The following is a 13,788-nucleotide window of genomic DNA, read 5'->3' on the forward strand; positions in this document are numbered from 1 at the left end:
ATTCATTCCTTTTTTTTTCTTAATTTAGTTGAATAACCATTACAAGAAATTGTAAATAAACTATTTAACTATGAGAAAATTATTAGCTGAATTTTTCGGAACTTTTTGGCTGGTATTTGGCGGATGTGGCGCTGCAGTTTTTGCAGCTGGCGTTCCAAATATCGGAATTGGATTAGTAGGTGTTTCACTCGCTTTTGGTTTAACCGTCTTAACAATGGCTTATGCTGTTGGACATATTTCTGGAGGTCATTTTAATCCTGCAGTAACACTAGGATTATGGGCAGGCGGACGCTTTTCAGAAAAAGAAATCTTACCTTATATTGTTTCACAAGTTTTAGGCGCAACTGCAGCGGCTGGTGTTTTATACATAATTTTAAATGGTGGTGGTGGAACTGATTTCGCCGTCGATTCTGCAGGTGCATTTGCATCAAATTTCTATGAATCTAACTCATTTGATTCAAAAACTTATTATAATGGAATTGGGTTTTCTATGGAAGCTGCTTTTTTAGCTGAATTTATATTAACGATGTTTTTTTTAATTATTATTTTAGGTGCAACCGACCGATTTGCAAACGGAAAATTTGCTGGAATTGCTATTGGCCTAGCTTTAACCTTAATTCACTTAATTAGTATTCCTATTACAAATACTTCTGTAAACCCTGCCCGCTCAACATCACAAGCTTTGTTTGTTGGAGGTGAAGCTTTGAGTCAGTTATGGTTATTTTGGGCAGCTCCAATTGCAGGTGCCATTGCTGCTGGATTCATATATAAAAAATTATTACAAGACAACAAATAAAATTAATTCTAAAATAAGTAAATTAGCGATGAATAAACATCGCTTTTTTTATGCTTGATCTATTTCCAAAAGAAAAAATAATTTTACCATTACCAGATGCTATTTTTGAATTTTATCCCAATTTCTTCTCATCAGAAGAAGCGGATGTATTATTTCAAAAACTGATACATGAAACGCCTTGGCAACTAGATGATATTACTATTTTTGGAAAAAAAATAGCACAACCACGATTAACCTGTTTGTTCGGAAACGAAGGAAAACCCTATTCGTATTCAGGATTAACCATGCAACCTCATGCTTGGAATTCAACTTTAATCTTTATAAAAGAAAAAATAGACCAAATTGCTGAACAAAATTTCACAACTGTGTTAGCCAATTTGTATCGAAACGAAAAAGACAGTAATGGTTGGCATGCCGATAATGAAAAAGAATTAGGTAGAAATCCAATTATTGCTTCCGTAAGTTTTGGGGAAGAACGTAAATTTCAAATCAAACACAACACCCTTTCTGATGTTAAAATGACTCTAAATTTAAATCACGGAAGTTTATTACTCATGAAAGAAGGCAGTCAAATTCACTACAAACACCAAATACCAAAAGCAAATCAGCCTAAAAAAGCGAGAATAAATCTAACATTTAGAACCATTTTGTAATAATTTTTCAAAAAAACACTTCAAAATAACTTCATTTTTAAAAATTTCAAAAAAAACAATTCCTTTATTTTTTGAATTTATTTTTTTACTAATATTGAATGATAAACTAATCAAAAAGTTAAAAATAGTAGTCATCTAATGAAATCGCATTAAAAACATTTTAGCAAACATGTACAATTCCTAAAAATGCGGTTCCGTTTGTTACCGATGAAAATATTGTTTAAACAAATGAAAAAGAAGAAAATTTCAGAATTCGACAACGAAACATTAAATAGAGTTGTTGCAATGGCACAAGAGGAAAAAAAACCTTTTGAAGTATTAAAAGTAGAATTTGGAGTATCTGAAAATGAGGTAACCGAATTAATGCGAAATCGATTATCTAAAGACAACTTTGAACTTTGGAAAAAGAAAGTTTCGGCTAGCAAGCCTAAACCTAAACCTATTAAGTACAATGAACTAGAAGATGATGATTTAGATAGTAAATACTATTTTAAAAATAAATTCGACTAAAAATTTAACTCTTGTCCAGCAAGAGTTTTTTATTTACAATAATTTGATACACAAAAACCAGCTAAAAAAAATATAAACGGTAGTTGTAACAAACATCTATTTTTTTCTACTTATAACTAATTCAATTTAAATATAATGAAAAAAATAATTCTATCCCTTGCTTTTGTGGGATTTTTATGGAGTTGTAGTCCAACTCAAACAGCAACTAAACAAAATGATGTTGCCGTAACAATTGACTTAGTTAATGTAAAAGATGATAAAGTAATGGTTACTGTTACACCTCCTACTTTTACAAACGAAACCGCTACATTTCATTTTCCAAAAACAGTACCTGGCACCTATTCTGAAGACGATTACGGTCGTTTTATTGAAAACGTAAAAGCGTATGATGCAAAAGGAAATGCTCTTAAAGTAGCTAAAACTGACGAGAACTCTTATAGCATTTCAGATGCTACAAAATTGGCAAAAATCACTTATTTAGTTAACGATACTTTTGATACAGAAGGTGGCGCTGGATTTGGTGAAAGCGAAGATGTGTTTTCACCAGCTGGAACAAACATAAACGCAGGAGTAAACTTCATGTTAAATACGCACGGATTCATTGGGTATTTTAAAGGAAAAGAAGAAACTCCGTACAAATTAACCGTTACTCACCCAGAAAGCCTATTAGGTGTTTCGGCAATGATAGATACAGATGCAAGTGCAACTTCTGATGTTTTTGTAATGTCAAAATATGCAAGTTTGGTAGAAATGCCAATCATGTATTCAAAACCTGATTTTACTTCTTTCATGGTGGATGATATGGAAATTATCATAAGTGTATATTCTCCAACAGGAAAATATACGGCTAAACAAATTACGCCAAACATGGAAAACATGATGAAGGCTCAAAAACGTTTCTTAGGACCAATTAACTCTACAAAAAAATACGCCATCTTATTATATTTGTCTGACATGGCAGCAAAAGATGCTAAAGGATTTGGGGCGTTAGAACACCCAACTTCAACTGTAGTAGTTATGCCTGAAATGATGGGATTAGAAATGCTACAAGAACAATTAAAAGATGTTGTTTCTCACGAATTCTTTCACATTGTAACGCCGCTTACCATTCATTCTAATGAAATTCAATATTTTGATTTCAACAATCCGCAAATGTCTGAACATTTATGGATGTATGAAGGAGTAACTGAATATTTCGCTAACTTATTCCAAGTAAATCAAGGTTTAATTGACGAAAAAGAATTCTTTGAAAGAATGGCAGGTAAAATTGCACAATCGCGTCAAATGAACGACAATATGAGTTTTACTAAAATGAGTAAAAACGTATTAAATGCACCCTATAAAGATCAATATTTAAATGTTTATCAAAAAGGAGCTTTAATAGCTATGTGCATGGATATTATAATTAGAGAAAACAGCAATGGGCAAAAAGGAATTTTAAACCTAATGCAAGAATTAGCTAAAGAATATGGTACAAAGAAAGCATTTAAAGACGAAGAGTTATTTGCTAAAATTACCGAATTAACATACCCAGCGGTAGGCGAATTCTTAACTCAGCATGTAGCAGGTGAAACGCCTATTCCATACGAACAATTTTTTGCTAAAATGGGAGTTACTGAAGCTTCTCTTGAAGTAGCTGGAAATCCATTCTTAAAAGGACAAAGCCAACCTTACATTACGGTAAATCCAACTACAAAAGAAATCATGATTTTACCAGAAATTGAATTAAATGTTTTCATGACAACACTTGGACTTAAAAACAATGATACACTTTTAGCTTTCAACGGTAAGGATTATAACTTAGACAACATCTACGATTTAATCATGGCCAGTATGAATTGGAAAGATGGTGAAGCTGTTACCGTAAAAATCAAAAGAGACGGTAAAGAACAAACTGTAAAAGGAAAAGTTGTAATGCCAAAAGAAAAACAAGAAGGATACCAAGCAACAGATGATGCTAAAAAAGCAGTTAGAGAAGCTTGGTTAAGAGGTTAAACTTAAGATTGAATAATATTGATTTTAGATTTTAGAAGTATTTAAAATTTGAAATTGAATTTTATAATTGATATTGCGCTTGAAAATCCTCAAAGTACATAGTATTTTGAGGATTTTTTTATTTACTTTGCGAACTCAAAATTATTCAAACAGATGAAAAAGATATTTTTACTCGCTATTGCCACTATTACATTTTTCGCTTGTAACAAAAACGAAGGCGATGCCAATGCAAACCTTCATATTACAGGAGACATAAAAGGGTTAAGCCAAGGAAAATTATATTTACAAAGAATTCAAGATTCAACCTTAGTAATATTAGACAGCATTTCAATTAATGGCGACTCCAAATTTGAAAGTCACTTACAACTAGAAAGCCCTGAAATGTTGTATTTATTTTTAGACAGAGGACAAACAAATTCCATTGACAATAGTCTGCCGTTTTTTGCTGAGCCGGGAACTATTAAAATTGAAACTACTTTAAAACATTTTTTTGCAGATGCCAAAATATCTGGGTCTAAAAATCATGATTTATGGGAAAAATTTGACAGCATTAACAGTAAATTTAGAGATCAAAATTTAGCTTTAATGGCCAAACGTTTAAAAAACGAATTAAAACCCAATTCAACCACCACAGACAGCATTGAGAAGGCGTATAAAAACCTATTGACAAGAAAGTATCGTTATACTGCTCATTTTGCTACCACACACGGAGATGCCGCAATAGCACCGTATTTAGCATTATCAGAAATCGCAAACATCAATATAACCTATTTAGATACCATTCAAAAAAGCATGACTCCTGAAGTTGCCAAATCAAAATACGGAAAAATGCTTACGAAATATTTTAACGAGAGAAAGTCAATGGAACCAAAACAATAATTGAATTAAATTACAAGATTGCGAATTGAATTAAAAAAGAGGAATAAAATTCTAAAGTTTTATCTTTTCTAATTCAATTACAGCAGTCATTAATGCATTTTTAACCACAACAAACAAAAGTTGTATTCTTTCTTTATCATTAGAATTTTCGCAAATACGCTCAAGCTCTCTAACCTCATCATAAATTGAATTGATGCCCATTCCTTCTATATTTGGCTTAATCTTGTGAATTAATCTACTAATTTCTATAAAATTATTTACAGCAATACAATTTTCAATTTCATTACAAACTTCTATGGTTTGTTCAACAAAAATATCTATCATTTTTTGAACAAAATCATTATCACCTCTACTTATTGCTATAATACTAGACAAATCATAACTTAATTTTTCAATTTCTTTTTCTTCAACAATACTATTTTGATGATGAATTACTTTATAAATTGTTTTGTATAAAACATCTTCATCAAATGGCTTGGTAATATAATCATTAATTCCAGCTAGCTTAAATTTCTCAATCTCCGTTTTAAAAGCATTTGCAGTTAAAGCTATTATTGGTATTGAATTTTTTAATTCATTTCTTATGATAGTTGTTGCTTCAATACCATCCATCACTGGCATTTGCACATCCATAAGTATAACATCAAAATGCTGTGTTTTTAAAACTTCTACCGCTTCTAAACCATTGATGGCTTCAATTACTTCACATTTAAAGTATTTTAATGAATTTTGAGCTACAATTCTGTTAAACTCATTATCTTCAACTAATAATACTTTAATGTTTTCTAAAGAAAAATCTGAAGTATTAGATTGTTCACTAGTATTGTTATTCATAAATCCTTTTTCTAAAGTCAATTTAATTTTTATAGTTGTTCCAACATTTTTTTCACTTTCTATACTAATTTCACCCTTCATTAATTCAACCAATTCTTTAGTAATAGTCATTCCTAAACCAGTTCCGCCAAATTTACGTGTAGTATTTTTTTCTTCTTGATAAAATTTAGTAAAAATAGTATTTAAATACGATTGATCCATACCAATACCCGTATCTATTATAGCTATTGATACTATTTGTTTATTTTCAAACTCTTGAATCAAATCGCATTGCACCGTAATTGAGCCAATATTTGTAAACTTTAGGGAATTTCCTACTAAGTTAAATAAAATTTGTTCAATTCTAAAGGCATCTCCTTTTAGAACTTTAGAAATAGTAGGGCTAAAAATTACTTGCATGGCTAATGCTTTTTCTTTAGCCTTTGCTTCTAAAATGCTGGTTACTTTTCTAATTGATTTTTCTAATTCGAAATCGATAGTTTCTAACTCCATTTCTCCTGCTTCTATTTTAGAAATATCTAAAACGTTATTAATAATTGAAAGTAGATGTGAAGAAGCTAATGAACTGTTTTCTATATATTGTTTTTGCTCGTCAGAAAGTGGTTGTTTTTTTAATTCTCTTAAAAATCCAATAATTGCATTTAAAGGCGTTCTTATTTCATGACTCATTGTTGCCAAAAATATTTCTTTTGCTTTTGATGCTTCTAATGCTTTTTCCTTTTCAATTTCTAATTCAATTTCTAATTGTTTCTGTTCTGTGATATCTAAGTAAATTCCAATAGTACCCGTTAACACTCCATTTTCATCATAGTTTGGTGCACCACTTATAGCCCACCATCTAGATTCGCCTTTTTTGTTTACAACCGGAATTTGATATATATCTGATTTCCCTTGACTTCTGAGTTCTTTTTTAGAATCGATAATTTTTTTATTTTCATCATTAACAAAAACACTCGTTGGGTTTTTCCCTATAAGTTCATCTCTATCAAAACCAGAAATTTTGCAAAAGCTTTGATTAGCAAACTGAATCAAATCGTTACTATCAACCTCAATTAATCCCAAGTTCATATTGGCAATAATATTTCGGTATTTTTTTTCCTGATATTTTAACTGATTTTCCGCTTTTTTACGTTCGGAAATATCTTGAATAAAAGAACAAAAAAACAATTCTCCATTTTGTTTAATTGGAATTATTGCAATCTCAACTAGTACTTCAGAACCATCTTTTTTTAGGGCCGGCAATTCTAGTAATTTATTTAAAACAGGTCCTTCACCACTTTCCATATATCGCTTTAATCCAACTGAATGACCTTCTTTATGTTGTTTAGGAATAATATTATCTTGTAATTTTTTGCCTAAGACCTCTTCTTTTTTCCAACCAAAAATTTGTTCCGCTTGTTTGTTCCAAAAATTAATATTACCTCTAGAATCAATACTAATAATTGCATTTAATGCCGATTCCATTATTAATCGATTTCGCTCTTCACTTTGTTCTAATAAATTTTGAGATTTTACTCTTTGAGTAATATCATTATATTTCCATAAATGACCTTTATATTCATTATTAATAACTAAAGGAATGTAATGTCTTTCCAAAAAAGCCCCATTCTTCATTTCAAGAATTTCGCCAGTAACCAAAACTTTTTTATGAATAATTTCAGCAACTCGCTCTGAAAATTTATCAGGTTCTACAAATAAATCTTTTGAAACCTCTATGCATTCTTCACAATTAATTCCAAATAAATTTTCCGGTGCATCAGAAATAGAAAACATATTACAAAATAATCGATTTGCAAATAGTATGGTATTATTTGCATCTTCAAAAACAATCCCAGATTGAATATTAGATAAAAGTGTTTTTTGTAATTCATTATTATATTTTAAATCAAGCTCAATTTTACTCCTTTCATCTACATTGGCTATCATTTGAGCGAAAAAGAAAAGCAAATCTTTTTCTTTATTGGCATAATTATAATGATTTTTAACCGAATCAAACCCTACAAATCCTATACATTCATTTTTACCCATGATAGGTAAAACAAGTAAACTTTTAATATGCTGATCGGATAAAATTTGTTTCAATTCTCCTTCAGGTAAATCTTCAACCACAGGAATGCTCATGGTTTCTCCTTTGGCATTAGAATCTACCCAATCTTTCATTACCTCAAATGGAATATTTTGTAAATTTTCTAACTGAGGCTCTATACCTTCATTACACCATTCAAATGTATTAGAACAAGTTTGGTTTTGGTAATCATATTCAAAAATATAAGCTCTATCTGCGGAAACAAAATGAGCTAATCGTTGTAATGTCTGACTTTTGGTTTCATTTATTTTTTCAGCAGGAATATTAATATAATTGGTAGCAATTTCCATTAATAATTGTTGCATTAATACTAATAAATTTATAGCATTTTCGTTCTTTATTTGTTTTTCAACTTGTTGATTTAAATATTTCGAAATAAAAAGTAAATCATCTGCATCATCATCATCATCATGAATGGCCGCATAATTTTCATCCATCAAATCTAAACTATCATAAAGGTTAGCAATAGATTGTTTTTTTAACTCATATTCAGACTTTAAACTTTTATTAATTGACTGATACTCTTTTTCACTTTCTTGAAAGGCATGATTGATTATTTCTTTATCCCTTTCAAAAGAAAAATAAGAATCGTTAACAGCATTAATAAAATTTTTTAGCAAAGGATTATCTAAACAATCATCTGTTAAAAATTTTTTAATTTGTTTTTGGAGTAGCTTGTGTTGTTCCATAATTAATCCAATTCATCCAAACAAGTAATCGTCATCGTTTGATTGTGCAACTCACAATTTGAAAAAGGTTTTAGTGGTGAAATTTCGCCGTAAGAGTAAAATCCAGCTAATGAAGTTTTACTACCAAATATTTCAGCCACTGCTTCAACTTCTTCTTCAATTCTATTGCTTAATATTATTTTTCTTCCCACGCAACTAATTAACAAAGCCAACTTTGGCTCCATTAACATCATGCCTATACAATTAGTTGCTGCATCACTTGCTGCATCAATTAACCGATCAAAATTAGCTTTCATGAATCTTACCTTACTACCTTCGGGAATATCACCCGCAAAAGTCATAGATTGCTTATTTTCATCAATTGAAAGAATAGTTCTTACGATTGCATCCTGTTTATCTGAAAGTTTTATTGCTAACGGGAATAATAATGCAGAGCCAGGAAGTTCATTTGCGTATTTTCCTAAATAGGTTTTATATAAGTCTAAAGCATTTTTATTATCTATTTCAAATAATTCGTTTCCACTCGCCTTAGTAACCTCACGTTCTAATCCAAAACTTTCCCATCCGCCAAGAGAACCATGAGCAAGTGTTAGTTTTTCTCCATAAAAACCAATAGCTACAATATTTCCAGATTGTGGTAAATTATTTAAACCTACGTAAGTCTTATTGAAATCTGTTCCATCTCCAGCCATACCGCCTGTAATTAATACACCAGCAGTATTTTTAGAGTTCAAACCTTTTACTAATTCACTACCATTTACCAAGCCTCCATCGGAAAGAACAAAAATTAATTTTAAATTTTCCTTTGGCAACTGATCAATTAGTTTTTGACCAGCTTCTAAACTAGAAGAAGTGGATTCTATATTTACAACAGCCGTTTTAATATAAGAAGTTGAAAAATTGAGTGCTAACAAAGAAATCGAATGATCAAACACCTCAACATCAAAAATTTCTCCTGCTGTAGAACAAAGACATAAAGTAGCATTTGGGAATTTAGATTGAATATCTGAATAGACTTTAGGGTCTGTTATTAATTTACCCGAACCAAAACCAAGTAGTAGTTGTACATTTTCATACTGTAGTTCGTCTTTATTAATTTCTTTAATAAATGTGTTGTTTTGATATAATAGTGAGGCAACTTTCATAGCAAGTAATTAATAATTAGAGTTCAAAATAAATTACAAATAGTCGATTTTTCAATGGCTAACTTTGAGCTGTTATAATTACATCTATATTCCTTTTTCAAAAAATAAAATTAACACAGCTATAATTCTTAAATAACTTCTCATCTAAAACAAAACAAAATGCTTTATGCTATTTTATTTAAAAATAGTAATAAAACTACTCCATAAAATAAAAAAAGTAATACTTTTCACAATCTTAAATTCATCTAAAGCAATGATTTACAATAAAAAAAGCAGTCTTTTATTCAAATTTAATGATAATTACTCAATAAAACTAATCATTTTATGAATAAAATAAGAGGAATAATAGTACAGGTTAACAAATTACCAAAATATCAGCAACCAAAAACGGACAAATTTCTTAAGAAAAGTTTGATAAAAGACTAATAAAAAGAGGGAGAAATAAAAAAACCACCACATTACTGTGATGGTTTTTAATTTGAGCCGGCGGAGGGACTCGAACCCACGACCTGCTGATTACAAATCAGCTGCTCTAGCCAGCTGAGCTACGCTGGCAACTCAAATTTCGAGTGCAAATATAAGGGTGAATTTTTAATTTCCAAATATTTTTTGCACTTTTTTTATTGATTTTTTTAATTTAATTCGTTTATTTTCGCAACAAATTGATTAGCAGCTGCTTCGTATTCTTTACGAATTTGTTTAAAATGCGCTTTTTTATTTTCAACGTCTTTTTGATTCGCTTTTGTCATTAAAGCATCGAAAGTTTCGTAGATTTCATCAATTAATTTATCAGATGCTTCAGTTGGTTTTCCTGTAGTAGACATTTCCCAAATGTAAACGATGTTTACAATATCACCTAAAACGTAGTTGATTTCTTTTTTCAAGTTTTTAACGCTTGCCATTTTGTATAAATTTAAAATTTGATGCAAAATTACATAATATATTTTGTTCTCAATACATTATATCGAAATTTCTAGCAAAGTGGCCTTCCCTTTTAAGGTTACATGCTCAATAATTGCTGGAATCAAAATAGTATCTCCCATATTATAACGCAATATTTCTCCATTTACCACCATTTCAAATTGCCCATTGGTACACATAAAAACCGTAAAAGCATCTTTTGTTTTTTTCCAAATAAAACGATCTTGCAAAGCAACAATTTTCGTTTTAAAATAAGGACAATCTACCACCAAAGTACTTTGATTGGCTTCTTCCTTATATTCGATTTTTGAATGAGTAGCGTTATAATTAATCGCATCTAATGCTAATTCGGTATGCAATTCTCTGCCTTGACCGTTAGCATCTACTCTATCCCAATCATAAATGCGATACGTAACATCACTTGTTTGTTGAATTTCTGCCACTACTACTCCTGCTCCAATGGCGTGAATGGTTCCGGTTTCCAAAAAGAAAACATCGCCTTTTTTTACTGGAGATTCATTCAATAAAGCGACTAGATTTTTATTTTCTAAATGTGAAATGTATTCTTCTCGATTAGAATCTTTTTTAAAGCCAACCACCAAACGTGCCGATTCATCTGCTTGCATTACATACCACATTTCGGTTTTCCCGAAAGAGTTATGACGTTCTTTTGCCAATGCATCATTAGGATGCAATTGAATGGACAAATCTTCCTTGGCATCAATGAATTTAAACAATAATGGAAATTGATTCCCAAAACGAGCGATTACATTTTTTCCTAAAATTTCTTCTGGATATAATTCGATAATATCATTAATATTCTTCCCTTTTAAAACACCTGTATTTACCACACTAATATCGCCTGAAACTGTAGAAATCTCCCAACTTTCGCCAGTAGTTTCAGAAACTATAGATTTATTTAGATAGGATTTCAATTTTGATCCGCCCCAAATACGGTCTTTAAAAATTGGTTCAAATGTTAAAGGATAAAATTTCATGTTCAAAATTATGAATTACAAAGATGCGAAAATTCTATCGAATTACTAAAACGGAATGTATATAGTTTACAAATTAATGCTTTTAAATTGACTTTTTAAGTGCTGCTAATGCTTTTGTAATGTGATTTTTAGCACTTAAATTGTCAAAAATATAAATGCATTTTCCCGATGCATTAAAAACATAGGTTACACGACCAGGAAGTAATCCGAAAAGCGCTGTAGGAACACCAAATAGTTGTCTTAATTTTCTTTCGTCATCAGACAATAAAATAAAAGGCAATTTATATTTCTTTTGAAAATTTTGATGAGAATTTGCAGAATCGCCACTCACACCAATAACTTCTGCACCCAAATCTTGAAAATCTTGATAGGCATCTCTAAAACTACATGCTTGTGTAGTACAGCCTGGTGTAAAATCTTTTGGATAAAAATAAATTACAACCGGTTTATTGTGAACTACATGACTGTCAAATGAACTTCCATCTTGTTGCGTTGCAGTAAAATGAGGTAAAGTATCTCCTATTTGAATTGCCATAATTAGTTGCCTTTATAAGTTACAAAATTTCTTGGCGTCTCGTATAAAGTAATTTCTAAATCTATTGTAGTCGCTATTAAAACTCGAAGTTTATTCCAAATAATATAGGCAATATGTTCGGCAGTCGGATTCAAATCTTTAAACTCAGGAACGTCTTCATTTAAATTTTTATGATCAAACGCTTCTTCAATATGCTCTATAATTAAATCAGATAAAATTTTAGTATCCATTACATAACCAGTCTCAGGATCAACCTCTCCAGTTACCGAAACTATTAATTCATAGTTATGCCCATGAAAATTTGGATTGTTACATTTTCCAAACACTTCCTGATTTTTTTCCATAGACCAATCCTTGCGATACAAACGATGCGCAGCATTAAAATGGGCTTTTCTCGAAACAGTTACTCTCATATTCTTGGTTTTAGGCAATAGGTAAAGGCTTGGGGGTTTATAATTTATGATCTTCTAGATAGTGATAAAACTCATCAAATATAATCTTAAACCAAACCGTATAGTCATTAGGATTTACAAACATATCTTCTTTAATATCTTCGATTTTCATCCATTTCCAACTCTCTACTTCTTCTGGATTAATTATCGGATAATCGTTATAATATCCTATCATTACATGATCTAATTCATGCTCCGTTAAACCATTATCAAATGGCGCTTTGTATATAAAATGAAACAACTCTTTTAACTCAGCTTTAAATCCCATTTCTTCAAACAAACGACGCTTTCCAGCATCAATATTTGTTTCTCCAGCTCTTTGATGGCTACAACAAGTGTTTGTCCATAAAAGTGGCGAATGATATTTTTGATGAGCTCTTTGCTGCAACATTACTTCATTTCTTTCGTTTAAAATAAAAACCGAAAATGCTCTGTGTAAAACGGCTTTTTCATGTGCTTCCATTTTATTCATAAGCCCAACAGGCTCATCTAACTCGTTAACCAATATTACTTGTTCTTCTATCATAATACTATAATGCTTGTCAAAAATACGAAAAAAGAAAGGAATGAAGACTAGTTTTTGAGTTTGTGAAAAGTTTAACTTGTGTTGAATAAATTAAAATTACTTTTTTCTAAACTTAAAATTGAAAGGTTTTTACGAAGTAAACATTTTTTTCACTACCTTTGCGGCATTGGTAATGATATAAATTTCTTCTCGCAATACTTTGAATAAAAGTACATTATAAATTTCTTGTTTATTCGCTTGTGTGTTTTTATCCTTTTACTTTAAAACAAATATTAATTTAAATTATTTAAAATTTAATGGCTAGACCGCAGGAAACCTTTAACAAAAAAGAACAAGAAAAACTTCGTGCTAAAAAACGAAAAGAGAAGCAAGAGAAAAAAGAAGCACGTAAATCAAACCCAAAATTATCTGGTGAAGATTTATATGTATATGTAGATGAGAACGGACACTTAACTAGCACACCTCCAGATCCTTCTAAAAAAATTATTGTTGATGTAGAAAGTATTGAAATAGGTACTTCTAGAAGAACAGAAGAAGAAGAAACACCAACAGAACGCAGAGGTACAATTGATTTTTTCAACGATTCCAAAGGTTTTGGCTTTATTAAAGCGGTAGAAACAGGAGAAAAATACTTCGTACACATCAGTGGATTATTAGATGATGTTAAAGAAGGTAATTTAGTAACCTATGATTTAGAAAAAGGCGCTAAAGGCATGAATGCTGTAAACGTAAAAAAAATATAATTCCCCTTTTTATCCCAAATTTCGAA

The 13,788-nt window shown here is 30.5% G+C and carries 13 protein-coding genes and 1 tRNA gene; 6 read left to right on the top strand and 8 right to left on the bottom strand.

What is annotated here, in order from left to right:
* The first annotated feature begins 70 nt into the window (after nucleotides 1-70).
* The 5 genes from aqpZ (at nucleotide 71) to GFJ99_RS03965 (ending at nucleotide 4,833) form a co-directional block, all read left to right on the top strand.
* Nucleotides 71-796, top strand: coding sequence for an aquaporin Z (gene aqpZ / locus GFJ99_RS03945; RefSeq protein ID WP_153207625.1), 726 nt, complete (start codon nucleotides 71-73; stop codon nucleotides 794-796).
* A gap of 50 nt (nucleotides 797-846) precedes the next feature.
* Nucleotides 847-1,449, top strand: coding sequence for an alpha-ketoglutarate-dependent dioxygenase AlkB (locus GFJ99_RS03950; protein WP_153207626.1), 603 nt, complete (start codon nucleotides 847-849; stop codon nucleotides 1,447-1,449).
* A gap of 228 nt (nucleotides 1,450-1,677) precedes the next feature.
* A complete protein-coding gene (locus GFJ99_RS03955; protein ID WP_040470196.1) occupies nucleotides 1,678-1,959 on the top strand; it encodes a TIGR03643 family protein in 282 nt (93 codons plus the stop codon).
* A gap of 135 nt (nucleotides 1,960-2,094) precedes the next feature.
* Nucleotides 2,095-3,954 (top strand): peptidase M61, encoded by a 1,860-nt coding sequence (locus GFJ99_RS03960; RefSeq protein ID WP_153207627.1) that lies wholly within the window; start codon nucleotides 2,095-2,097, stop codon nucleotides 3,952-3,954.
* Nucleotides 3,955-4,107: 153 nt separating this feature from the next.
* Nucleotides 4,108-4,833: a DUF4369 domain-containing protein gene (locus GFJ99_RS03965; protein ID WP_153207628.1), complete on the top strand. Its 726-nt coding sequence runs from the start codon at nucleotides 4,108-4,110 to the stop codon at nucleotides 4,831-4,833.
* A gap of 51 nt (nucleotides 4,834-4,884) precedes the next feature.
* On the opposite strand, the gene GFJ99_RS03970 is transcribed toward GFJ99_RS03965, so the two are convergent.
* The 8 genes from GFJ99_RS03970 to idi form a co-directional block, all read right to left on the bottom strand.
* A complete protein-coding gene (locus GFJ99_RS03970) occupies nucleotides 4,885-8,442 on the bottom strand; it encodes a PAS domain S-box protein (RefSeq protein WP_153207629.1) in 3,558 nt (1,185 codons plus the stop codon).
* 2 nt (nucleotides 8,443-8,444) lie between these two features.
* A complete protein-coding gene (locus GFJ99_RS03975; RefSeq protein ID WP_153207630.1) occupies nucleotides 8,445-9,587 on the bottom strand; it encodes an FIST signal transduction protein in 1,143 nt (380 codons plus the stop codon).
* A gap of 481 nt (nucleotides 9,588-10,068) precedes the next feature.
* Nucleotides 10,069-10,142: transfer RNA gene (locus GFJ99_RS03980), tRNA-Thr, on the bottom strand.
* Between the two features lie 77 nt (nucleotides 10,143-10,219).
* Entirely contained in the window at nucleotides 10,220-10,489 is a 270-nt protein-coding gene (locus GFJ99_RS03985) for a hypothetical protein (RefSeq protein WP_153207631.1), read from the bottom strand.
* Nucleotides 10,490-10,546: 57 nt separating this feature from the next.
* A complete protein-coding gene (locus tag GFJ99_RS03990; RefSeq protein WP_153207632.1) occupies nucleotides 10,547-11,506 on the bottom strand; it encodes a type I phosphomannose isomerase catalytic subunit in 960 nt (319 codons plus the stop codon).
* 82 nt (nucleotides 11,507-11,588) lie between these two features.
* Nucleotides 11,589-12,041 (bottom strand): peroxiredoxin, encoded by a 453-nt coding sequence (locus tag GFJ99_RS03995; protein ID WP_153207633.1) that lies wholly within the window; start codon nucleotides 12,039-12,041, stop codon nucleotides 11,589-11,591.
* 2 nt (nucleotides 12,042-12,043) lie between these two features.
* A complete protein-coding gene (locus tag GFJ99_RS04000) occupies nucleotides 12,044-12,454 on the bottom strand; it encodes a 6-carboxytetrahydropterin synthase (RefSeq protein ID WP_153207634.1) in 411 nt (136 codons plus the stop codon).
* A 37-nt stretch (nucleotides 12,455-12,491) separates the two neighbouring features.
* Nucleotides 12,492-13,019, bottom strand: a complete 528-nt coding sequence (gene idi / locus GFJ99_RS04005; RefSeq protein ID WP_153207635.1) for an isopentenyl-diphosphate Delta-isomerase — start codon at nucleotides 13,017-13,019, stop codon at nucleotides 12,492-12,494.
* Between the two features lie 296 nt (nucleotides 13,020-13,315).
* Between idi and GFJ99_RS04010 the strand changes: the two genes are divergently transcribed.
* Entirely contained in the window at nucleotides 13,316-13,762 is a 447-nt protein-coding gene (locus GFJ99_RS04010) for a cold-shock protein (RefSeq protein ID WP_008254253.1), read from the top strand.
* Nucleotides 13,763-13,788 lie beyond the last annotated feature (26 nt).

The organism is Flavobacterium sp. LMO6 (genome assembly GCF_009495795.1).
Classification (GTDB): Bacteria; Bacteroidota; Bacteroidia; order Flavobacteriales; family Flavobacteriaceae; genus Flavobacterium.

Excerpts from the sequence above, each read along its gene's own strand:
- GFJ99_RS04000 (WP_153207634.1), bottom strand. The coding sequence starts at position 12,454 with ATGAGAGTAACTGTTTCGAGAAAAGCCCATTTTAATGCTGCGCATCGT.
- GFJ99_RS04010 (WP_008254253.1), top strand. The coding sequence starts at position 13,316 with ATGGCTAGACCGCAGGAAACCTTTAACAAAAAAGAACAAGAAAAACTT.
- idi (WP_153207635.1), bottom strand. The coding sequence starts at position 13,019 with ATGATAGAAGAACAAGTAATATTGGTTAACGAGTTAGATGAGCCTGTT.
- GFJ99_RS03975 (WP_153207630.1), bottom strand. The coding sequence starts at position 9,587 with ATGAAAGTTGCCTCACTATTATATCAAAACAACACATTTATTAAAGAA.
- GFJ99_RS03950 (WP_153207626.1), top strand. The coding sequence starts at position 847 with ATGCTTGATCTATTTCCAAAAGAAAAAATAATTTTACCATTACCAGAT.
- GFJ99_RS03990 (WP_153207632.1), bottom strand. The coding sequence starts at position 11,506 with ATGAAATTTTATCCTTTAACATTTGAACCAATTTTTAAAGACCGTATT.
- GFJ99_RS03960 (WP_153207627.1), top strand. The coding sequence starts at position 2,095 with ATGAAAAAAATAATTCTATCCCTTGCTTTTGTGGGATTTTTATGGAGT.
- GFJ99_RS03970 (WP_153207629.1), bottom strand. The coding sequence starts at position 8,442 with ATGGAACAACACAAGCTACTCCAAAAACAAATTAAAAAATTTTTAACA.
- GFJ99_RS03965 (WP_153207628.1), top strand. The coding sequence starts at position 4,108 with ATGAAAAAGATATTTTTACTCGCTATTGCCACTATTACATTTTTCGCT.
- GFJ99_RS03985 (WP_153207631.1), bottom strand. The coding sequence starts at position 10,489 with ATGGCAAGCGTTAAAAACTTGAAAAAAGAAATCAACTACGTTTTAGGT.
- GFJ99_RS03955 (WP_040470196.1), top strand. The coding sequence starts at position 1,678 with ATGAAAAAGAAGAAAATTTCAGAATTCGACAACGAAACATTAAATAGA.
- aqpZ (WP_153207625.1), top strand. The coding sequence starts at position 71 with ATGAGAAAATTATTAGCTGAATTTTTCGGAACTTTTTGGCTGGTATTT.
- GFJ99_RS03995 (WP_153207633.1), bottom strand. The coding sequence starts at position 12,041 with ATGGCAATTCAAATAGGAGATACTTTACCTCATTTTACTGCAACGCAA.